The sequence below is a fragment of the Paenibacillus sp. FSL K6-2862 genome, assembly GCF_038005125.1.
In the GTDB taxonomy this organism is placed as follows: Bacteria; Bacillota; Bacilli; order Paenibacillales; family Paenibacillaceae; genus Paenibacillus; species Paenibacillus illinoisensis_A.
This window is the reverse complement of sequence record NZ_JBBOSN010000001.1, coordinates 156638-178161: the sequence shown is the minus strand read 5'-3', so window position 1 is coordinate 178161 and position 21524 is coordinate 156638. Positions and strand designations below refer to the sequence as shown.

The following is a 21524-nucleotide window of genomic DNA, read 5'->3' as shown; positions in this document are numbered from 1 at the left end:
ATGACAACTCTTACTAATCCCGTCACAGTTCGTTCGGTAAGATGGAAATATCTTAGAGAACAGACAAGGGACGTGAATACAGATGAATACCGATTCAACCATCATACAGCTTGAACAAGTCAGCAAACGGTTCCGCAGCAAGCTGGCCGTTAACCCTATTTCCCTGAAGATTGACCGTGGCTCAATCGTTGCCATCCTTGGCCCAAACGGCGCAGGCAAAACAACCACCTTGAACATGATGCTTGGCCTGTCCACCCCCTCCTCAGGAGAAGTGACTGTCCTGGGGATGCCGCCAGGTCACAGACAAGTTCGCGAGCGCATCGGTGTCATGCTCCAGGACGTGAGTGTCATGGACGGCCTTAAGGTTCGGGAAATCATTCGTATGGTGCGCAGCTACTATCCTACCCCGCTGGATGCGGACAAGATCGAAGCTTTGACAGGTCTAAAGCCGGAGGATATGAACAAAAGGGCTGAGAAGCTGTCCGGTGGTCAGAAGCGCAGTCTGAACTTCGCCCTTGCCATGGCAGGTGACCCGGACGTGCTCTTCTTCGATGAACCTACGGTTGGCTTGGACTCCGAGACCCGAAGATACTTCTGGAAGCAGATTCGCCAGCTTGCCCAGCACGGCAAAACGATACTCTTCACGACACATTACCTGCAGGAAGCCGATGAAGCAGCCGACCGGATTATCCTGTTCGCCGGAGGCTCAATCATTGCGGACGGTACGCCTGATCGTATAAAAAGCGGAATCGCCAAACGGACGCTTTCCTTCTCGCTGCCAGGCGGCCAGCTGGATAACGTACTTGTAACTCCCGATGCAGCACCGCCGGACATCCGTATACAGATTGAAGATCTGCCTGGAGTTGAACGGATCGAGTATCGCAAAGACCGCTGTATTCTTCATACCCAAGATACAGACGCTCTGATTCGTGTCATCATTACTCGCCAGCTGCCCGTTGGGGAAATACGTATTGAATCCGGACAACTGGACGACGCCTATGCAACCTTGCTCGAAACCATGAAGGAGGAACATTGATATGACCATGCTGTTTGCCCAATCTCGCGTTGAAATGCTTCGTATGTCGCGCAATGTCTACTTCGTATTTTGGTCACTGCTGATGCCTGTGATCTTCTACGTTCTCTACACTCGCATATTTACCACAGGTGCAGTTGATGCGAAGGAGTGGAATGCACACTACCTCATGTCCATGACCTGCTTTAGCGTTATGGGTTCATCCATTATGACCCTAGGCATCCGGCTAGTTCAGGAGAGAGTGCACGGCTGGGTCACCTATCTGCGTGTCACTCCTCTCCCGGACTCCATTTATTTTGGCGGCAAAATGATCGGTCAGACAGCCATGCATCTGTGTTCCATTGTTATCATCTTTGTAGCAGGCTATCTGATTAATGGTGTCTCCCTTACAGCCTCCGAGTGGATCGGCTCCGCTCTGTGGATTTTGGCTGGTTCTCTGCCCTTTCTCGCCCTGGGTACGTGTATTGGCACCTTCCGCCGCGTCGATACCGCAACCGGGCTCAGCAACGCCCTGTATCTTTCGCTGGCATTGCTTGGGGGAATGTGGATGCGGCTGGACGTCATGCCGAGCTGGCTCGCACAAATCGGTCACTGGCTGCCTTCCTACAGTTTCGGCCATGGAGCCTGGATCATTATAACCGGTGGTGTACCTGATCTGCGCGATGTCCTGCTATTGGCAGCATACTTGGCGGTATTTATGTTAATATCCACCTATATCCGCAGCAAACAAAAGGAGGCTTAATTTTCTACATGCTTCAGCGTTTTGAGCTTTTCCCTAAACGGTACGGGATATATCCATACATCTGGATGATCTATCTTGCCATGCCGATTTATTATTTATGGAATGCTCAGGGACTTGATTTGTACATAGGAGTTACGGTATTCATTCTTTTTATCCTGACCTACCGGCAGCTATATATGACTTCTGGGTCCTCCGCATTCTCCTACTGGCTTGGTCTGCAGATGGCTGTCGTACTGGTACTGAGTCTTGTGATTGATCCGAACATGTTCTTTTTGGGCTTTTTCTCGGCCAACTTTATCGGATGGTATACGGATCGACGGAAGTTCCGGCGCTTTCTATTGCTTTTTGCCATCGTCCAGACCATCCCCATTGCTGTTAACATCGAGGAATTTACTGCGGAGCAACTCCTTTTCTTAACTCCGTTTTACCTGATTATGCTGGTATCTCCTTATGGAATCAGAACCATGCTGGATCGTCAGCAGCTGGAAGCGAAGCTGGATGAGGCCAACCAGCACATCAAGGAGTTAATTAAACGCGAAGAGCGTATGCGTATCGCCCGCGATCTGCATGATACGATGGGACATACACTCTCTTTGATCACGCTCAAGAGCGAGCTCGTCACCAAATTGATCACGAAAAATCCCGAACGTGCCATACAGGAAGCGCGTGAGATCGAACGTACCTCTCGAGCAGCGTTGCGAGAAGTAAGGCAGCTCGTCTCTGATATGCGGGCGATCAGCATTGCTGAAGCGCTAGCCGACGCCCAAGAGATGCTGAAGAGTGCAGACATTGTGCTTCAAATAACAGGTGATCTGGGGCCGTATGGCGATGTGCCGGACCTGACCCAGAACATGGCCAGTCTCTGCATGCTTGAAGCGGTAACCAATGTTGTGAAACATAGCGGTGCCTCTCAGAGTCTGATTCATCTGGAACGAACACACGATGGCGTTCAGATCACGGTTAGGGATAATGGTCATGGCATGATTTCCACCGAACGTCCAGGCAACGGACTGAAGGGCATGTCCGAACGTCTGGGACTGATTGATGGTTCTCTACGGATGACATCCGATGCAGGAGGAACCATTCTTGTCTTTTCCTTTCCGCTGATTGCCAGTGAACCCCAAGGAGGAGTGTAATAATGATTCGAATCATGATTGCCGAAGACCAGCGTATGCTGCGCGGTGCACTTGCGTCACTGCTTGATCTCGAAGACGACTTTGAAGTCATCGGTGAAGCAGGTAACGGAGAAGAAGCACTTCAGCAGATCTCTTCTCTTCAGCCTGACCTATGCCTAATGGATATTGAAATGCCTGTCATGACGGGTCTTGAGGTCGCAGAACGTATACAACAGCTTGGCCTGACCTGCCGCATTATCATCCTTACGACCTTTGCCCGGCCAGGCTTCCTGGAACGAGCCATTCAGGCCGGTGTGCAAGGTTACCTGCTGAAGGACGAACCAAGTGACCGTTTGGCGGAAGCCATTCGCCGTGTCATGAATGGTGGACGGGAAGTGTCCCCCGAACTGGTCTTTGGCGCAGCCAAGGAAGCTAATCCCTTAACGGAGCGGGAGAAAGAAGTGCTAAAACTGGCGGCAACCGGCATGAATGCCAATCATATCGCCACCTCGCTCCATCTCTCGTACGGCACCGTGCGTAATTATCTGTCCGAAGCCTTTAACAAGCTTGGGGCAAAAAATCGGATGGAAGCGGTCAGTATGGCTGAGGAGAAAGGATGGTTGTAAATAGGATTTGCGCCATCCAGTGACGCGATCCACGGCGAACTACATATATAAAGATGTGGCCTCTGGCCCGTGCGCAAAATAAAACGCCTCCCCTTAAGGGAGGCGTTTTAACTTTTTCAACCGTATAATCCTCACGAATACAATTCATCGAGCGGTTCGTTATAGCTTGGTTTCCACACGTACCGGTTCTTCGGTCTTCTCCATTTTGTTGACATCCAGGATATCGAGCAGGAAGACAAAGATCGGAATACCGATAATGAGGCCCCAGATTCCCAGGAAGTGCTGTGACAGAATCAGTACGATAAACGTGTAAAACATCGGCAGCTTTGTCTTATGTGCCATCAGTTTTGGATTAAGGAAATACGTTTCCAGTGCATGAATGATGACTATCATGACGATAACGATAATGCTCAGCTGTATTCCGCTCATTTGATAGCCGATCAGACACAGAGGCACCAATGATATAATAACGCCCGCTACCGGTACAAGGCTCAGTAGGAATACGAGAATCGTCAGAGCAAACAGATACGGGAATCCGAGTATCCATAGACCCAGAATGGTCAGAGCAGTATTGAATACGGCGATCATCAGCTGAGCCTCAATCACTTTACCAAAAGACGATACAAATTTGTCCCCAAGATAAGCCACTTCATTGTAGAACCAACCGATCTTGCTCGTTTTGAACTTGGATGTGAACTTGACGATCTCCTGCTTCTGCAGCAGGAAGAACAGACTGAGTATGATGACCAGCAGAATAAACTCAAGCCATTTGCTCAGAGCAAATATATACTTCAACGCATCGTTCGCATAGTTCTTGATGTCGTATGATTGAAGGAAGCTGGCCACTTTGGCTGCCAGATTATCCCCTTCGGCGGTATCGAAGAATGTCATAATCTCATTGGTTAACTGAATGACCTGATTGACAATTCTCGGTGAATATCTGGATATACCCAGCACAATGGCTGCAATTACGATCAGATAGAGCAGTATGACGACGACTTTATAATTAATCGGAAATAACCGATTTAGTTTCCCCGTAATAAACTGCTGCAACCGATTCATGACATACGTCACTAAAAATAGCAGCAAGATCATGTGCAGCATACTCCCCATGCTGAACAGGACCAAACAAAACAACAGTAGAATCAAAAAGCGTCTGACTGTTGCATTTTTTAACCACTCTTTAATCATTTCCCCCAAAATCTTCACCTCGCAGCTAATATGCCCATTATGTATACGATCTCATGTCCATTTGGTTTCAAAAAAAGAGAAGCCTCCCGGCTTCTCTCACGTGATGAGACTTCCCGTTGTCTCTTATTTATAGTTTATGCAGTGCACTACCTTGGTCATGCTTACTTATCCAGCGTCTCGCTCCAATCGTGGATAATACTGCCTTCAAGGTACTTCTCACAGTCCATGGCCGCCATACAGCCTGAGCCTGCAGCCGTGATGGCTTGGCGATATTTCGTATCCTGAACGTCACCGCAGGCGAATACACCTGGAATGTTCGTTTCGGTGGTTCCTGGCTTCACCACAACATAACCGTGGTCATCCAGAGCAATCTGGTTACCCAGGAAGCCTGTGTTAGGCGTGTGCCCAATCGCTACAAATACGCCATCTGCTTCGAGCAGCTCCTCTTGACCTGTCTCGTTATTGCGCACCTTCAATCCCTTGACACCAAGTGCCTCAGGCACAACTTCGAGCGGTGTCCGGTTCAGAGCCCATTTCACCTTCTCATTGCTGCGCGCCCGGTCCTGCATGATCTTCGATGCCCGCAATTCGTCCCGGCGGTGAACGAGTGTCACGTCTGTTGCGAAACGGGTCAGGAAGCTGGCTTCCTCCATCGCGGAATCGCCGCCACCCACAACAATGATTTTCTTGCCACGGAAAAAGAATCCATCACATGTCGCGCATGTACTTACGCCGCGCCCCACATTCTCCTGCTCTCCCGGAATGCCGAGATAGCGGGCAGAAGCACCGGTAGAGATAATAATCGACTCCGCCTCAAGCTCACCAATGCCTCCGACTTTCACCTTGAATGGTGGCTTGCTGAAGTCAACTTCCTCTACCCATCCATTCTTGAATTCCGCTCCAAAACGCTCTGCTTGCTTCCGCATGTTATCCATTAATTCTGGCCCCATGATGCCCTGAGGGAATCCTGGAAAGTTTTCAACCTCTGTCGTGGTTGTCAGCTGGCCTCCAGGTTGCAAACCTTCTATGACCAAAGGTTTCAGGTTGGCACGAGCCAGATATATCGCTGCCGTCAAACCTGCAGGTCCGGTTCCGATCACAATCGTTCTGTATTTAGACATATAGATACAGCCTCCTTGATAAGGTTGAGAGTGTGTTGACTGGAAAACTTCTAGAGTGATATGACGAAGCCTATTCGTTAAGTTTACCCGTTTTGCAGGCAATTGTATCCTTCATGAAATTCCGATCTTTCTCAAACTGTCTTCAAGCGCATAATGTCGCTCATCTATACGGCCAACAAGAAAATGGTACATGTAATCCGGAGTATGCTACACGGTTGGCGGGATGCTTCCGCACACCCGAACAATCTGCCGTGCGTATTTGCTAACGGTTGAAGCCGATATGCCGTACCGTTCCGCTATACTCTGATAGGTAACGGGACGACTGTGGATTTTGGCTGCGAGATATTCCAGCCCCGCAGCCCAGCCTTCAATTTGCTTGAGCCCTGGACCATCCTGATGCACTCTGGATACATAATCGGTCCAGATCCGTTCCATCTCCTGCTGCAGCTCCGCTTTCGCTTCTGTCATCTGCAGAGCGCGCTCCACAACGGCTTGCCAGTGCGAAGTCGTTTCCGACTTGGCGTGCACTGTGCTTGGTTGCATTTTAGGGAGAAGACGGTCTGTTATACCGGATACCGGTTGTTGATCATGGTTCGTGCCATGATTCTGCTCTTTCATTTGGAGTCCGCTCAGCACAGATTCAGCCGCAGCAACCAGGTCCTGATCTTCATCAGGCTCTTGTACGAAGGATTGCAGGGCTTGCTGCACCTCATAATCACCGATCATGGCCAAGGCATGAATGACCTGAAGCTTGGTTGCACGATCTCCATGGCGCAGCGCCCAGAAGAACGATGAACGGATGAGCGGGTCATTTTTCATCTCTTCGGGGATACCGTTACCATAGTTCTCCCATTGTCTGAATTGCTCGTCAAACGGAAGATGGTAATGATAGCTGAGCTTCTCCGGCTCAAGCTCCCCTTCCCGAACTGCATCAAGGCCAGACAGATAGAACTGGGAAACCTCTGAGCCCGGATCTAGCTTGGACACATGGCGCCATAGCCGCTCTGCAACGTCGTAACGCTCCGTATTATACGCCGCCACGGCCGCGTAATGAGCGAGCGCCGGATCGGCTGCCGTCTCTTCATCCTTCAAGAGTCGGCGGAAATGGGTATAGGCAGAGTCATGCTGCCCGAGAATTCCCATCGTGGTAGCCAATTTATATACCTGTTCCTTTTGGAAAGGCATGATGACACGCAGTTTTTTGATCAACAATAGCACTTGGTCTGCCCGATTCTCGTTCTGGTGGAAGATCGCGAGATTACACAAGGCATGCAGGTTTCCCGGCTCCTGCTCGAGCACTTCATCAATCGTCTCTCTCGCCTTGGGGAACAGTCCCATATAGTAATAAGCCAGCGCAAGATTGTTCCGGGCTGCCAAATAGTCAGGGTAGTCGGGTGACATGCCCTCCAGAAGTTCGGCTGCCTGAGCAAATTTCCCCTCTTCCAGCAGCTCTCTTGCCTGATCGTGCTCAACCACACCTTTGCGGGATTTGATCCGATTCAGCTTGGCCGGGCGATCCAGCTCATAATACAGAAGCTCCATCATCTCTTCGGCTTCCGTCATGAACTGCCCCTGTGGGTCCTCCTCCAAATACGTAACAAGTGCCTGCTCCGCTTCCTCAAACCGGTCCATATTCGCATAATTGTTAGCCATATAGAAGTAGCATTCCGTCATAGACGGATCCACCACCTCCAGCACATGCGCCAGAACGGCATTGGAAGCTTCGTAATCTCCCTTCTCAGATAATATACCCGCCATATTGCAATGGTTCACCGGATTTTCCGGTTCATATTCAACAGCTTTACGAAAATATTTTAATGCCTTGTCAACATGATTACGGTCCAGCGAGCGGACAGCTCTCTCGAAAAAGAAAGAAGCATCCAAGTGAATCGGTATAATATTGGCAAGGGGTCCTTCTGCCCGCACTAGCTTGCCCTTCATCTTCCAAGGCACCTCCTCTTTGCTTTCATTCATACTCTCCAGTATACCACATCTGGCGGCGGTCTTCTCAACATGTAGTTTCAAGAGCTTTATGCAAAAATTGCACATAAAAAAGATGCCATTCCATCCTCCTCAAAGGGTGAAATGCCATCTGGATATCATCGGAATTTTTCTTGTCAAAATGGAGATCCCTCCCCATTTACAACTTCGCTGCCATCGTCGGTGACAGTGTAATGTCTATCGTCTTCCTGAACGGTGTCATGAAATTGACCAGCACAACCTTACACCTGTCTGGTAACTTCGCCTCGCGTACGGTTGCTGCCAGATGGCCCATCTCGCCTCCGGTCAGCTCGATCCAGTCTTCTCCGCAAGAATAGCGGAGTGTACCACCCTTCCACAGATAATGACCGCCACTCGTCTCAAGCAGTTCGCCAGATGACAGTTCTCCTTCATCTCCGAATACGAAGGACAACTGCATCATAACCTCCTCGGGTTCGTCACCTGACAGTTCCAGCTTCCACCCCTTCTCCGTTGGTACTATCTCCGCACTTGTGCGGAATGTCTGTTCATGCGTAAGTTCACGGTTCTGATGAGGTAATACATACCATGGACTAGTGGAAGTTTTCACAGTCTCGGGCAGCTGATCTGCAGGAATAGGAGCATAATAGCCTTTCTTCTGCTCACCCGTCAGACGATATCCTGCGGGCAATCGGTCCATCTGCTGCATCGGCACATAGCCTGGATTGAAGTAGGAGGCCAGCTGCACGGCCAGCAGACGCACCGAACCATGACGAAGGGCGAAAAAGGGCGGCACTTCCGTCATTATGGTTATGCTTGTCGCATGATCCCTTATACGGGCAACAGGCGCGCCAAAGTCCGTATGCATTCGGCTATGAGAAATATGCCCATAATGTCCTGCTGACGCCATTTTTTGTAGATATCCTTCACGCGCAAAGTGTTCATTCAACATGATCTCATACTGCTTAGGCAGTTCGTCTTCTGCCTCATATATCTTCTGCAGCTCCGGCTCCAGCAATAACCGAATGAGCGAATTGACCGAACAGACGCCAGGGTCTGTTAGTGAATCGCCTGCCCATTTCGCCATGTTGGCCAAGAGCGGATCATGGTCAATCCGGGCAAGAATGGCATATGGCAGGTAATAAGGGGACAAGTCATGCATACTGCCCAGATCCTGACGACCCGAGTAATCGGTAACAATCTCACCTGTCGGATGTACCAGGTACACCATCATGCGCAGATTAAGTCTGACGGGCTCAAGCAGCTCAGGACGATTCAACAAGCGAGCCGCATGGATCAGCATAATGTCGCTAACCGCGTTATAGATTCCGTTGCTGCGTTCTGTCCACTCCCCATCTGGAGTTATATCCATTCCTTCCGCCAGCCACTGTTCTGCACGATTGACTGTCTCTTCCAGGTCAAACAGCTGATGCAGAAAACCAAGAGCCGCACATAACACCCAGCGATGGTTCGGCGTATGGCAACCTCCTGTAAGCATGACGGGTACGGTTCGTTCCAAAAATAACCGCATGTTGTCCAGCACAGGCTGCAGTTTCTCCCAATCCTGCTGTTGAAGCAGTTGGTACAACTGAGCGTACCCCACTACGACAAATGCCGTATCTGGCGGCGAGTGATAGTTGGTCCATCCCGGAGATATAGAGCCGTCTTCATGCTGGTTACGGAGCACAAACTCCGTTGCCAGCAGAAGACGCTTTAACAGCTCTTCATTTCGATAGTAGAGTGAGTCTGGATTGGCAAGCGCTGCCCCCCAGTAACACATATCCGTAGGGGTTCCGGTCGTATGATTGACCCAGGCGATTCCTGTGTAGGGATCGATTGTTCCACCGTAGTATCGGCTATTCGGATCAAGCTCCTGCCGGGACAAGCCTCTCTCCACCGCCTTGTCATTGCTATCCACCAGTTGCTTGTACATGTTCCGTTCCCTCCAAACTGAGTAGTTGCTCGCGGCTGGGCTGGATTGCCAAAGAAACAGCCGCAGCGCACTCATTCAGCGCGCGGTCTGTTTCCAATATCATCGTCCCTCCCTTGCCGGATTCATCTTCTTCATAAGCAGTTCGTGACTCTCGTGAATTTCATCCGGTGTACAAGCTGATTTCAGTTCATAGACCTTGACCCTTGCTCGGTGGATCATGGGGAGGTATGCATCATAGAAATGCATATCTTGACTGTGCACATAAGGGCACCAATGATCCGAAAGGCCAAGCGTCTCATGGATATGAACGCCTACGATATCATCCATCAGTCCTTGCATCTCACCCACGCTGTCGTAGAGCCCCAGGCGATCCATCATGATGGCATGCCCGGTATCATACCAAATGCCAACCGAAGCTCCTCGAAGTGCCTCAATAATGGTTTTGGCCTCAGCCAGCGTAGGAATCTGCTGTGGTCTGGAGCGGGTCTCGATACCGAACTGGACATTCAGTCCTTTGGCTGCCGCTTGATTGCAGACCTCATCCAAACTGCGAATGATCTGCTGTACGTAGCCGGAGCTGAGTGCCTGCCGCCGTTCCATGAATTCCTCCCATTTGCTGCGATACTTAGGTGAATCCTTCCCCTCGTCGTGATACAGCTGTGCAAGCTCCTTGCTGACACTCTCCGGGATAGGTACCTCTCCCGGGTGTACAACAACAGCCTCAGCTCCGTAACGATGGGCATATTCTGCGGAACCGACAAGCAGCTGGATGGCCTTTTGACGCTTCGTTTCGTCCTGGAATCCGAGCAGTACCGAGTCTGTACCGTAATCCGGGTCTGGCACATGAGGAAATGTGTTATGCACACTGGAAATACCAATCTCCCCGCGCTCAATCATAGGCTCAATAGACGTCAGCATTTCCTTCGTCACGTTGTAGTTAAGTTCAATACGGCGGAAGCCAAGCTCGCGAATTTCCTGGATCATGGCCTCGCCTACCTGGTGACGCTTAATGTTCCAGCATGTGGAGAACGAATACTCACCCTTGTCATTTTGCTGCATACAAGCTCACTCTTCCTTTCTCTGTTGCAACCTTTCCCACATATGATGGATATGGCTTCAATCAACCTTTTACAGCCCCAAGCATGGCACCACTAACGAAATATTTCTGCAGCCAAGGATAGACAAGCAGGATGGGAACGGTAGCAAATATAACGGTGGCAGCCTTCAGACTTTCCGGCGTAAGCGGTGCGCGGTTTGCACCCTCCATCTGTGTCAGTTCACTCACCATATTGTTCTGTACCATTTGGAACAGCTTGAGCTGCAGCGGATACAGCTGTGGATCATTAATGTACATCAGGGAATCCTGGAATCCGTTCCAGCGTCCCACCGCATAGAAGAGAGACAAGGTAGCCATCACTGGTAGCGAGAGTGGAAGGATGATTTTCAACAACGTATGAAGATGTGAGCTTCCATCGATCTCAGCTGACTCCTCCAGACTTTCCGGGATGCCATTGAAGAAGGAGATCAGGAGAATCAGGTTAAATGGACTGACCAAACCCGGCAATATCAATGCCCAGACAGAATTCAGCAAATGCAGATCACGAATCAGCAAGTATTCCGGAATGATCCCGCCACTGAAGAACATCGTAATGATGATGACATACATGAAGAGCTTGCGGCCCTTCAGTTTCTTCTTGGTCAACGGGTACGCTGCAGCAATAGTAAACAGCATGCATAATACCGTAGTCGCAATCGTCAAAAGCGCAGTGTAACCAAGTGAATAGAGCATGGAATGGTCAGAGAACACCTTGACGTATGCATCCCAATTAAACTCCTTCGGAAACAGCGTCACTTCTCCCGATGTTATCGCTCGGTTGGAGCTAAATGATATGGCAATCGTGTGCAGAAAAGGAGCCAGACAGAACACGACAAACAGGGTTACAAAGGAGATATTAACGATATCAAAAATCCGATTTGAGGTGCGGTCACTCATATGTGCACAACTCCTTTACTGATGGTCTACAGCATAACAGGCTCGCGTACGTTCTTTCCTCTACAAAATCCCTTCACCAGTTACCTTTTTCGAAATGTAGTTGGAGCCCAGCACGAAAATAAGACCCACGACGGCCTGGAACAGTCCGACTACCGTTGCCAGTGTATACTGCCCGGATTCCAAACCCATCCGGTATACGAAGGTGCTTAGAACATCTGAATATTCACGCACCGCTGTGTTCCCGATAATGTAAGGGCGATCGAATCCAATCGTGACCATGTGCCCCAGATTCAGAATAAGCAAGGTTACGATGGTCGGCTTGATGCTCGGCAATGTAATATGCCAGATCTTTTTGAGACGTGTTGCTCCATCGATCTCAGCCGCTTCAAACAACTCCTTGTTCACACCCGTCAGTGCAGCCAGATACAGGATGGTTCCCCATCCGGCACTTTGCCAGACACCGGTAAACAGGTAGGTTACAAGCCACGGATTCTTCTCCGTCAGAAATGGGATGGGGTTCAGCCCCATATTCTCGAGCACACCGTTTACCATACCTGATTGGTTGCCAAACAGCTGGTATACGATCCCCCCGATAATCACCCATGAAATGAAGTGAGGGATATACAGGATGGTCTGCGACAGCTTTTTGAACCATTTAAACCGAATTTCATAGAGCATGATTGCCAGGATAATTGGAGCAGGAAAAGATACAATCAGATCCAGAAAGTTGAGCATAAAGGTATTTCGCAGAGTGGTGTAGAAGTCCCGCATCCCAAATACCTCGCGGAAGGCATCAAAGCCAATCCACTCGCTGCCGCCAATACCTTGAAACAGGTTAAAATCCTTAAATGCGATCTGTACGCCATACATTGGTCCGTAACGGAAAATCACGAAGTAAATAAGGGGCAGGGAAATCAACGCGTACAATTGCCAATACCTCTTCAAGTAGGGGGTCATGTCTGTCTCCTCCAATCCGTGAAGATAAACTGTGCCGCCTCAGGTGACGGCACAGGTCACTTCAAAGTTTATCCGCTCTATCCAGTAGCTCTGTACCACTTGCGAGGATCTTTTTTCTTATTTGGCAGCAAGTTCCTGAACGGCCTGTTCAAGTTCTTTCTTCAGTGCTTCACCGCCAAGTGACATGTAATCATTCATTTCCCGTTCGTATACCGCTTCGAATTCTTCCGGTTTTGCCATTGCTGTTTTCACGATAATGACATTGAGCTTATCTTTGAGTGCTGTACCATATTTCATCTCTGCTTCAATTGGCTTATCGAAGATAATCGGTCCTACAGTGTCCGTATTGGCAATATCGATGGACTGCTTCAACATCTCCTGATTGTTCTGCGGGAATCCCAAGACCCAAGCTTTTTCATTCATGGCCTGGTCACCCACATTTTTGCCGTTCGAAATGATGGCCATATCCCCTGCATTGAAAAGGCGATCCTTGGCTTCCTGCGTGGCATCCTCTTTGACAACGGGAAGTCCTTCAACCAGTTCATAGTTCTCACCTTCGACCCCACTAAGGATATCCCTCAGGTTATTGTCAGAAGCCATCCAGTCCAAATATTTAATGGCTTCCACAGCACGTTTGCTGCTTTTAGGAATCATAATGTACATGCCGTTGGAGCCGTAACGAGACTTAATATGTTTGTTGTCTACATTCGCATTGGTATAAGCATCGACTGGAACCAGGTTGCTTCCCTCTACATTTTTGCGCAGATTGTCCAGCGTTCCATCCGCGTAGAAAATGGCATCCACATCTTCAGACCAGTAGCCGATGTTACCGTTCTGCACGTCCTTGGCCAGTTGGGTTTTATCTTCATCCAGACTGAAGTCTTTGCTGATTAAGCCTTCGTTGTACAGCTTGTTCATGAACTTCATGGCATCCTTGAAGCCCTCATGCAGTGGCAACTCAAAACGCTGAGCGTATGTCAGATCACCACTAACCGGCTTGATAAAGGAATAGATCAATGTTTCAAATTGAGCTGGAGCAAGGGCCATTCCCATTGGAATGTTTTTGCTGCCAAGCTGACCAGGGTCCTTGTCTTTAAACGCCTTCAAAGTGGTGTACAGTTCATCGGTCGTTGAAGGCAATGGTAATCCCACTTTATCCAGCCAGTCCTGACGAATGTACGAGCTGTATCGCCCTGTAATCGCACGTTTACCCGGTACAGCGAACTGCTGGCCTTCCAGCTGTCCAAACTTTAATGTATCCTCGCCCAGGAACTTCTTCAGGTTCGGTCCATACTGATCCAGCAGTTCACCGACATCCGTCAGCCCGCCCTGCTGGGCATAGCGGTAGAACACACTTGAGTCATATACAAAAACAATATCGGGAACATCGGTATTGCTGGCCATGAGAACATTCAGCTTCGTCACTTCTTCCGAGCGCTGAATCGGTACGAATTGCACATCGATATTATTCGGGTCACCGAATTTTTCCTGCACCAGTTTCGATAAGTAGTTGTTCGTAATGGTGTAAGGTGAAGGACTGTTACCACGATCAAACACTTCCACTTTCAAGGTGACACGCTCGCCATTACCTGACGCATTGCCATCTGCTCCGTCTTCTTCTGATGCGGATGAACAGCCGGCCAGCAAGGAAACTCCCATTACCATCGTAAGCGCAAGTCCTACCCATTTCTTTAGACTCCCCTTGGTTGCTTTTCCTGTCATTTGTGTCATCTCCTTTGCCCTTGTGTGAATGGTTAAATCCTGCCCAGAGTATTCCACATCACTCCTGACATTGGCAACAAACCCGTTTCGTAAACGCTTACATAAGGATAATGGTTTATGCGAGCGACGATTTTCGTACACTGACCATTTTCATCGACCCTTGCCCCATGTATTCATCCACGCTGCACAGTGTTGTTACCGCCCAACCGACCCGCCTTCAAAACACGATAAACCATTTTCATACACTGCCTATATTCGCAAGAGCGCAATAAACTGGAATCATGTGAGTCCGTTACACGATAACCTGTCCCTCTGTCAGTAGGGTCATTATGCTCCAACAGTAATAGGGCGGAATTCGTGCATAATGCTCTCCTGACGGAGAGCGCCTGCACGAATTCCGCCCTGTACATGTCCTGATGTAGTCAGCCGCTCGACTCTTTCTCTTCATGATTGTTCGCGGGATGCTCACGCTTCAACCGGCGATAATCACCTGGTGTAATCCCTGTTACCCGTTTAAACACACGTCCAAGAGTAATTCCGTTGGCATAACCAACTTTCAGAGCAATGTCCTGCAACGAAAGATCGGTGTGGACCAGAAGTCGTTCAACTTCCTTCATCCGCAGCTCGGTCAGGAAATCCACAAACTTCATGTTAAACTCTGTTTTAAATAAATAACTTGCATGCTTGCCCGAAACCTGGAATCGATCACTCAGATGCTTCAGCGAAAGATCCGGATTCGCAAACTGTTCTTCAATGTATGTTTTCATCTCATTGACCAATGCTCTGTAACTCTTGGTTTCGGTCACCGATACATAGGTTCGGAACAGTTCGGTCAGATCATCAAACAGCATGGCTTTACATTCCTCAAGCGTCTTCGCTTCCTTCATCGATTTTAACCACTTGTTCATGTTATCTTCGGATAATTTCTCCTGCAGCTCCTCTGACATCATGGCCACTTCGCGGCGAAGCATCTGCAGCATGGCCTCTAGAAGAGAGAGAATATCGTCATCAGGCAGCATGTTGTGCTCGAAGGCAGTAAAAATCTCCTCAAGCAGGTCACGCCACTGGCCGCTCGACATTCGGAATCGCTTCACAAAATCGGCGATCATCTGCAAGTAGGTGTAGGTTTCCAGCAACTGCTGAGAGGTTTCACCGGACCCGGCCAGAACCACATCTCCATTCATCAGGAGCTTGCGCTGCATTACGGCTTCTGCTGCTGTATATGAGTCACGAATCGCTCCTACGCCCCTGGCAATCGGCCCGATTCCGAAACTAAGCGAGATACGGAGATTCTGTTCCACCCAAGACCTGAACTCTTCTGCAACTGCACAGATTCGGTCAGTCATATCTTCACTGGGTTCCAGGGACTGGAACAGGATCGCAATCCGGTCCGCACTCACCCACTCCATCCAGCATTGCATGCCTGTGTTACGAGTGAGCTCCTGCAAGACGTTCATCAGAGCGAATTTTAGCGTGTTCTGCTCACCTCGCGTATATCGTTCCTGGAACCCCTTCTCATATCGATTGATTTCTCCCAGTACAACCGTGAAGTGTGATGACTGATCCGTATCCGTTAACGGTGATAGCTCCTTTAATCGTTCAGTGGCACGATCCAGATTGTCACCCTGCAATAGATCATTGAATAGCTTGCTCCGCTGCAGCAGCGCATTTTCCCTGCTTTTCTCGTCATAATCCATCATGTGATTAATCAGATTTTCCAGCACGCCGTCAATCAGCTTCATTTCGTCCACACTTGACCCTGATTGCTCCAATGCTCTAATTTGATGGGCCTCAATTCGGTTCATGATAATCTGAATAGGCTTATAATTGCGGCGAGTAATATAGACAATATAAATGATGGCACAGACAACGGTCAGGGCAGCAATAAACACCCATACATAAGAAACGACTGATACCCAGCCAAAGAGATTACCTGCCTTAATACCACTATGGAGCGTCCAACCAAGCCTTTCGAGGTGAAGTGTATTTAATGGTTGTCCCCCATGAGCGCCTTCACTGTCTGAGTGGGCATTATATACAACCTGACCCTTCTGATCCGTAACAGTCATGAAGGAAAGTTGTCCATTCACCATGCTATCGATGCCCTGCTCAATACTGCTCATCTTGATATTAATGACCAGTACACCATCGGTACCAAAGGGTAACGGCATGTCCTTATTAACCGTGAGCACCCGGATTGGGGTACGCTGAACCGACTCCACATCATATACTCGGACGGGCTGCCACCCGGGAGCAAGAGAGCCAGATATGATTTGATCAATCCAGTTTTGATCTGCAAAGCCTTCTATTTCTCGTGCTCCGCTTGAAGTTAAAGCGCTATCATTTTTCTTGTCATATAAATAAATCGATTGAATCCATGAAGAGGAATTCGTCAGTTCACGCAAACTCTGCGCAATCGTATAGACCGTTTCCTTACTTGCCTGACCTGGATTATTGAAGTAGAGCTTATACGCCTGCTCACTCTGTACGGCCTCCGTCACCGACAGTTCAATATCACGAATAGTACGATCCAGGTTATCTACCAGATAACTGGAGGATATACGGTCCGCTTTTCTCGTTTCTTCTCTGGAAATATCGTTAATGAACACAAAAGCAATAAAAATGAGTATGGTCACGGTAAGAAAAAAAATAGGGAAATACGAAAAGAGTAACCGATAATACCAAGTACGGGACAATAGACCCCACTCCTCACTCCACTGAGCTAATGTACATCAGCTGTGGTTCTCCTATTTATCACACTTTCATTCATTCTTGCTCTGGTTGTGGCGCTTTCGGGTAACTCCAAATAAGTCCGATAGATACAATTTGATGTTATTATAGCACAAGCTTCAGAGCAGCCAAGCAGGGAATTATAGCATCAAGCAGTTCATATATAATTTAGATAAAAAACAAAAAACCGTGCTGAGCAGCAAACTACTCAAACACGGAACAGCAAATCTTCATGAACACTTTAGATTCCCGAATCTCTGAACAATGTCGCCATGGAGCCGCCATCCACAATAATGCGAACAGCTCGTGCCAGCATTGGTGCGACAGGCAGGACTTTGAAGCACTCCGGATGGTCATCAGGCAGCGCAATGGAATCTGTGACAACCACTTCGGCTATGGATGGATGATTAAGCTTGCTTAGCGCATTATCCGAGAACAGACCGTGTGTGGCACACACATACACATTTTTGGACCCGCGCTCCTTTAACCCTTCCACCACATTCAAAATGGTCGTCCCTGTATCAATTAGATCCTCAATAATAATCGGCGTGCGTCCTTCCACATCTCCAATCACATGTGTAATGATGGATTCATTGTGGCTCGGCCGCTTTTTGATCATTATGGCAAAAGGTGAGTCCAACCGATTGGCCAGCTTCTCCGCCATGGATGCCCGTCCTGCATCCGGGGATACGACCACCGGATTTTCAATGCCTTTGCTGAGCAGGTACTCGCTTATCAGATCAAGCGATGTCATATGATCGACAGGAATGTTGAAGAAGCCCTGGATCGCTGCTGCATGCAAATCAATCGTTACCACCCGGTTTGCACCGGCTGTCGTCAGGACATCTGCTACCATCTTAGCCGAGATCGGCTCACGTGGTGCAGACTTGCGCTCCTGACGGGCATATCCGTAATAGGGAACGATAATGTTCACTGTGCGGGCAGAAGCCCGTTTGGCTGCATCAATCATCACGAGCAGTTCGACAAACAGCTCGTTAATCGGATGAGACAGTGACTGGACCAGAAACACATCACAGTTACGGATGGTTTCTTCGTAATGAACGTATATTTCTCCGCTCTTGAACCGGGACAGCTTAATTTTGCCCAACTGTACACCCAGCTTGTCACATACCTGTTCTGCCAGCTTGGGGTTCGATGAACCGGAAAAAATACGTAACGAATGTTGCATAATGCCCCTCCCGAGGGTTAGATTCCCTATATAATCCCTTATTGAACAAGGTTATTTCCTAACCTCATTATACCCCACTGCCTTATACATTTAAAGGAACGAAAGAGCGGCGGCGGCCTTCAAAAACAGCCACCTCCGTACAACCCAGCTCATGCAGAAGTTGCTCGGCTTCAGGCAAATGTTCACCCAGTTTAAGTGGGTCGTGGGCATCAGAACCAAGGGTGAGCGGGATACCCAGCTTAATGGCTTCTGTTAACATCCGGCGACTAGGGAACATCTCAGCACAAGGCTTCGACAATCCCGACGCATTAAGCTCCATAGCACAGCCACTCTTCGCAATGGCTTGCAGAGCAGCATTCTCCAGTGCAATATGCTCTTCCGTCTGCTCCGGTGAGGGATTGAAGCCAAAACGCTTAATAACGTCAGTGTGCCCCATAATATCGTACATGCCTGTAGCAGCAGCTTTACTTACAGCATCATAATACTGACGGTATACCTCCAAAATATCTTTGCCTTCCCAGTGATGGGTCTGACGGAAGTCGGTGATATCCCATTCCCCAAGGAAATGAACCGAACCGATGATGTAATCCCAAGGATAACGTTCAATGATTGACCGGATTTCGGACTCCCATCCTTCGATGTAATCCCCTTCAAGGCCAACACGCACCTCGATCTGTCCGCGGTACCGCTCTTTCAGCGAGAAGCATTCTTCCACATAGCGAGGCAGCTCCTCCATGGGCATTGCCATTTCGGGATAATAATTCGATGGATCTACATGCAGCAAAGGCATGTGATCAGACAGTCCAATCTGGGACAGTCCAATCTCCACGCCTCGCTGTACATAAGCCTCAAGCTTGCCGACAGCATGACCACAGCGCTCATGGTGAGTGTGATAATCAATGCGCATTAGAGCACCCCCTAATCGCGGCGTGGCCGTTCATGACGGCGGCTCAGCTCAGCCATAATGTCGTCCAGCGGCAGTTTGCGCTCTTGCAATAGAACGAGCAGGTGATACATCAGATCACTGACCTCAAGTCGAAGCTCGTCATTATCTTTATTTTTGGCGGCGATGATCGTTTCGGAAGCTTCTTCACCGATTTTTTTCAATATTTTATCAACGCCCTTATCAAACAGATACGTGGTATATGCACCTTCCGGACGTTCCACTTCACGTTTAGCAATGACGGATTCAAGTTCAGCAAGTACGTCAAAGCGGCCTTCTGCTCTTGATTCCGAAGAGTCTGCGTTTGTCTCATTTCCGGATTGTTCTGTAGATTTCTGAGGCAGACCCACAATTTCATTATGGAAACAGGTCACTTCACCTGTATGGCAAGCAGGACCGTTTGGTTTTACCTCTACCAGCAGCGTATCCCCATCACAATCGTACTTTAGTGAGGTAATTGTCTGTACGTTCCCGGACGTAGCACCTTTGTGCCATAGCTCTTGGCGTGAACGCGACCAGAACCAAGTTTCTCCCGATTCCAGCGACAACTTCAATGATTCCCGGTTCATATATGCCATCATTAACACTTGGCGTGTCTCGGCATCCTGCACGATCGCAGGTACCAGACCATCACTCCAGCGGATATGCTCTACAACCTGCTCCAGGGATAAGCGCTCCCTGATCTCGTTACTTACATTACTCACGGATCTCCACCCCTTGTTCTCTCAAATGTTGTTTTAACGCCGGTACAGCGATCTCTTTATAATGAAATATCGTAGCAGCAAGCCCTGCATCTGCTTTGCCAGCAGTAAACACGTCGTAGAAATGAGATTCCTTACCCGCACCGCCTGAAGCAATGACAGGAATTCGTACTGATTCGGATACAGCAGCCGTCAGCTTCAGGTCGAATCCATCTTTGGTTCCATCCGCATCCATGCTGGTCAGCAGAATTTCGCCGGCTCCCAGTTCCTCAGCCTGTTTCACCCATTCGAGCGCCTTGATTCCTGAAGGTTTCCGTCCACCATGAGTGTAGACCTCCCACTCTCCCCAGGCTTCATTGTACTTGGCGTCTACGGCCACTACAATACATTGGGAACCGAAGCGGCGAGCACCGTCGGCAATCAGCTGGGGATTCAGCACAGCAGCCGTGTTGACTGCAATTTTGTCTGCACCCGCACGCAGGATGCGCTTCATGTCTTCAACTTTGGAGATGCCACCACCAACAGTAAAGGGGATGGCGATTTCGCCAGCGGTCTGCCGTACCACTTCTTCCATCGTTTCGCGACCTTCGACAGAAGCTGAAATATCGAGAAATACCAGTTCGTCTGCACCTTCACGGTCATACAGTGCCGCCAGCTCGACCGGATCACCCGCATCGCGGAGATTCACGAAGTTCACGCCTTTGACAACCCGGCCATCCTTAACGTCCAGACAGGGGATAATTCTTTTTGCCAGCATACTCCTCTTCCTCTCTATCCAGTTCCTTTACTTGTTGACTGCGCGCACTGCTTCGGACAGATCGATACTTCCGGTATACAGCGCCTTTCCAACGATTGCTCCTCCGATTCCATCATCCGCATGACGGCTCAGGCGAAGCAGATCATCCATCACACTTACACCTCCGGAAGCGATAACATTACGTCCGCTCGCCTTGGCAAGTGATACAATGGCTTCCACATTTGGCCCCTGCATCATTCCATCACGGGAAATGTCGGTGAAGATAAACGTCTCGGCACCGAATGTAGCCAGTTCTTTCGCCAGTACTTCAGCTTGTACCTCAGATGTTTCCAGCCAGCCGCGAGTAGCCACATAACCGTTTCGGGCATCGATACCGATCGCCACTTTATCTCCATAACGTCCTAACACTTCTTCGGTAAATGCACGGTCTTCAATTGCGGCTGTTCCGATAATGAGCCGGCTCACACCAAGACCCAGCAAGCGTTCTACATCAGCTACGGTACGCAGTCCGCCGCCTACCTGAACAGGCACGTTCACTGCGGATGCAATGCGACCAATGAGTTCGTCATTTACGGGGTGACCTGCCTTTGCACCATCCAGATCGACCAGATGAACGTATGTACCACCTTGCTTCTCCCAGGAAAGGGCAACCTGTACAGGGTCATCATTATATACCGTCTCCTGATTGTAATCCCCCTGCACCAGTCTTACACATTTGCCGTCCCGGATATCAATTGCCGGATATATGATAAAAGATGACATACAAGGCCTCCTGATTTGTTCTTTATTTGTTTATCCATCTATATGAGTAT

The 21524-nt window shown here is 49.2% G+C and carries 18 protein-coding genes; 4 read left to right on the top strand and 14 right to left on the bottom strand.

What is annotated here, in order from left to right; translation table 11 throughout:
* Positions 1-82: 82 nt before the first annotated feature.
* The 4 genes from MHB82_RS00870 to MHB82_RS00855 are packed head-to-tail and all read left to right on the top strand — an operon-like array spanning position 83 to position 3516.
* Complete coding sequence (locus MHB82_RS00870; protein ID WP_341173584.1) at positions 83-1036, top strand: ABC transporter ATP-binding protein; 954 nt, start codon at positions 83-85, stop codon at positions 1034-1036.
* 1 nt (position 1037) lies between these two features.
* Complete coding sequence (locus tag MHB82_RS00865) at positions 1038-1775, top strand: ABC transporter permease (protein WP_341173583.1); 738 nt, start codon at positions 1038-1040, stop codon at positions 1773-1775.
* Positions 1776-1783: 8 nt separating this feature from the next.
* Entirely contained in the window at positions 1784-2911 is a 1128-nt protein-coding gene (locus tag MHB82_RS00860; protein ID WP_341173582.1) for a sensor histidine kinase, read from the top strand.
* A gap of 2 nt (positions 2912-2913) precedes the next feature.
* Positions 2914-3516 (top strand): response regulator transcription factor, encoded by a 603-nt coding sequence (locus MHB82_RS00855; RefSeq protein WP_110821834.1) that lies wholly within the window; start codon positions 2914-2916, stop codon positions 3514-3516.
* Between the two features lie 159 nt (positions 3517-3675).
* Here MHB82_RS00855 and MHB82_RS00850 read toward each other — a convergent pair whose 3' ends face one another.
* The 14 genes from MHB82_RS00850 to hisA form a co-directional block, all read right to left on the bottom strand.
* On the bottom strand, positions 3676-4707 hold the full coding sequence (locus MHB82_RS00850) for an AI-2E family transporter (protein ID WP_341176562.1): 1032 nt from the start codon (positions 4705-4707) through the stop codon (positions 3676-3678).
* 161 nt (positions 4708-4868) lie between these two features.
* Positions 4869-5828 carry a thioredoxin-disulfide reductase gene (gene trxB, locus MHB82_RS00845; protein ID WP_341173581.1) on the bottom strand — a complete coding sequence of 320 codons (960 nt, stop codon included), beginning with the start codon at positions 5826-5828 and terminating at the stop codon, positions 4869-4871.
* Positions 5829-6035: 207 nt separating this feature from the next.
* The gene (locus MHB82_RS00840; RefSeq protein WP_095362043.1) at positions 6036-7769 is read right to left on the bottom strand and encodes a tetratricopeptide repeat protein; all 1734 of its coding nucleotides are present in this window, start codon (positions 7767-7769) and stop codon (positions 6036-6038) included.
* A 199-nt stretch (positions 7770-7968) separates the two neighbouring features.
* Positions 7969-9720, bottom strand: coding sequence for a hypothetical protein (locus MHB82_RS00835; RefSeq protein WP_341173580.1), 1752 nt, complete (start codon positions 9718-9720; stop codon positions 7969-7971).
* A 99-nt stretch (positions 9721-9819) separates the two neighbouring features.
* On the bottom strand, positions 9820-10779 hold the full coding sequence (locus tag MHB82_RS00830) for a sugar phosphate isomerase/epimerase family protein (protein WP_341173579.1): 960 nt from the start codon (positions 10777-10779) through the stop codon (positions 9820-9822).
* Between the two features lie 61 nt (positions 10780-10840).
* Positions 10841-11713, bottom strand: a complete 873-nt coding sequence (locus tag MHB82_RS00825; RefSeq protein ID WP_110821838.1) for a carbohydrate ABC transporter permease — start codon at positions 11711-11713, stop codon at positions 10841-10843.
* 60 nt (positions 11714-11773) lie between these two features.
* Positions 11774-12670: an ABC transporter permease gene (locus MHB82_RS00820; RefSeq protein ID WP_341173578.1), complete on the bottom strand. Its 897-nt coding sequence runs from the start codon at positions 12668-12670 to the stop codon at positions 11774-11776.
* A gap of 117 nt (positions 12671-12787) precedes the next feature.
* A complete protein-coding gene (locus tag MHB82_RS00815) occupies positions 12788-14392 on the bottom strand; it encodes an extracellular solute-binding protein (RefSeq protein WP_341173577.1) in 1605 nt (534 codons plus the stop codon).
* Positions 14393-14814: 422 nt separating this feature from the next.
* Positions 14815-17088 carry a helix-turn-helix domain-containing protein gene (locus MHB82_RS00810; RefSeq protein WP_341173576.1) on the bottom strand — a complete coding sequence of 758 codons (2274 nt, stop codon included), beginning with the start codon at positions 17086-17088 and terminating at the stop codon, positions 14815-14817.
* A gap of 275 nt (positions 17089-17363) precedes the next feature.
* A complete protein-coding gene (locus tag MHB82_RS00805) occupies positions 17364-18311 on the bottom strand; it encodes a ribose-phosphate diphosphokinase (RefSeq protein ID WP_095362050.1) in 948 nt (315 codons plus the stop codon).
* Positions 18312-18393: 82 nt separating this feature from the next.
* A complete protein-coding gene (gene hisJ, locus MHB82_RS00800; protein WP_341173575.1) occupies positions 18394-19218 on the bottom strand; it encodes a histidinol-phosphatase HisJ in 825 nt (274 codons plus the stop codon).
* A gap of 11 nt (positions 19219-19229) precedes the next feature.
* On the bottom strand, positions 19230-19958 hold the full coding sequence (gene hisIE / locus MHB82_RS00795; protein ID WP_154896759.1) for a bifunctional phosphoribosyl-AMP cyclohydrolase/phosphoribosyl-ATP diphosphatase HisIE: 729 nt from the start codon (positions 19956-19958) through the stop codon (positions 19230-19232).
* On the bottom strand, positions 19951-20712 hold the full coding sequence (hisF, locus tag MHB82_RS00790; protein WP_095362053.1) for an imidazole glycerol phosphate synthase subunit HisF: 762 nt from the start codon (positions 20710-20712) through the stop codon (positions 19951-19953). The genes hisIE and hisF overlap by 8 nt, the downstream gene beginning before the upstream one ends.
* Before the next feature lie 27 nt (positions 20713-20739).
* Complete coding sequence (hisA, locus tag MHB82_RS00785; protein ID WP_341173574.1) at positions 20740-21474, bottom strand: 1-(5-phosphoribosyl)-5-[(5-phosphoribosylamino)methylideneamino]imidazole-4-carboxamide isomerase; 735 nt, start codon at positions 21472-21474, stop codon at positions 20740-20742.
* Positions 21475-21524: the final 50 nt, after the last annotated feature.

What these genes read in the sequence shown, in the direction of transcription:
- MHB82_RS00870 (WP_341173584.1), top strand. Translation starts at nt 83, where the DNA reads ATGAATACCGATTCAACCATCATACAGCTTGAACAAGTCAGCAAACGG.
- MHB82_RS00865 (WP_341173583.1), top strand. Translation starts at nt 1,038, where the DNA reads ATGACCATGCTGTTTGCCCAATCTCGCGTTGAAATGCTTCGTATGTCG.
- MHB82_RS00860 (WP_341173582.1), top strand. Translation starts at nt 1,784, where the DNA reads ATGCTTCAGCGTTTTGAGCTTTTCCCTAAACGGTACGGGATATATCCA.
- MHB82_RS00855 (WP_110821834.1), top strand. Translation starts at nt 2,914, where the DNA reads ATGATTCGAATCATGATTGCCGAAGACCAGCGTATGCTGCGCGGTGCA.
- MHB82_RS00850 (WP_341176562.1), bottom strand. Translation starts at nt 4,707, where the DNA reads ATGATTAAAGAGTGGTTAAAAAATGCAACAGTCAGACGCTTTTTGATT.
- trxB (WP_341173581.1), bottom strand. Translation starts at nt 5,828, where the DNA reads ATGTCTAAATACAGAACGATTGTGATCGGAACCGGACCTGCAGGTTTG.
- MHB82_RS00840 (WP_095362043.1), bottom strand. Translation starts at nt 7,769, where the DNA reads ATGAAGGGCAAGCTAGTGCGGGCAGAAGGACCCCTTGCCAATATTATA.
- MHB82_RS00835 (WP_341173580.1), bottom strand. Translation starts at nt 9,720, where the DNA reads ATGTACAAGCAACTGGTGGATAGCAATGACAAGGCGGTGGAGAGAGGC.
- MHB82_RS00830 (WP_341173579.1), bottom strand. Translation starts at nt 10,779, where the DNA reads ATGCAGCAAAATGACAAGGGTGAGTATTCGTTCTCCACATGCTGGAAC.
- MHB82_RS00825 (WP_110821838.1), bottom strand. Translation starts at nt 11,713, where the DNA reads ATGAGTGACCGCACCTCAAATCGGATTTTTGATATCGTTAATATCTCC.
- MHB82_RS00820 (WP_341173578.1), bottom strand. Translation starts at nt 12,670, where the DNA reads ATGACCCCCTACTTGAAGAGGTATTGGCAATTGTACGCGTTGATTTCC.
- MHB82_RS00815 (WP_341173577.1), bottom strand. Translation starts at nt 14,392, where the DNA reads ATGACAGGAAAAGCAACCAAGGGGAGTCTAAAGAAATGGGTAGGACTT.
- MHB82_RS00805 (WP_095362050.1), bottom strand. Translation starts at nt 18,311, where the DNA reads ATGCAACATTCGTTACGTATTTTTTCCGGTTCATCGAACCCCAAGCTG.
- hisJ (WP_341173575.1), bottom strand. Translation starts at nt 19,218, where the DNA reads ATGCGCATTGATTATCACACTCACCATGAGCGCTGTGGTCATGCTGTC.
- hisF (WP_095362053.1), bottom strand. Translation starts at nt 20,712, where the DNA reads ATGCTGGCAAAAAGAATTATCCCCTGTCTGGACGTTAAGGATGGCCGG.
- hisA (WP_341173574.1), bottom strand. Translation starts at nt 21,474, where the DNA reads ATGTCATCTTTTATCATATATCCGGCAATTGATATCCGGGACGGCAAA.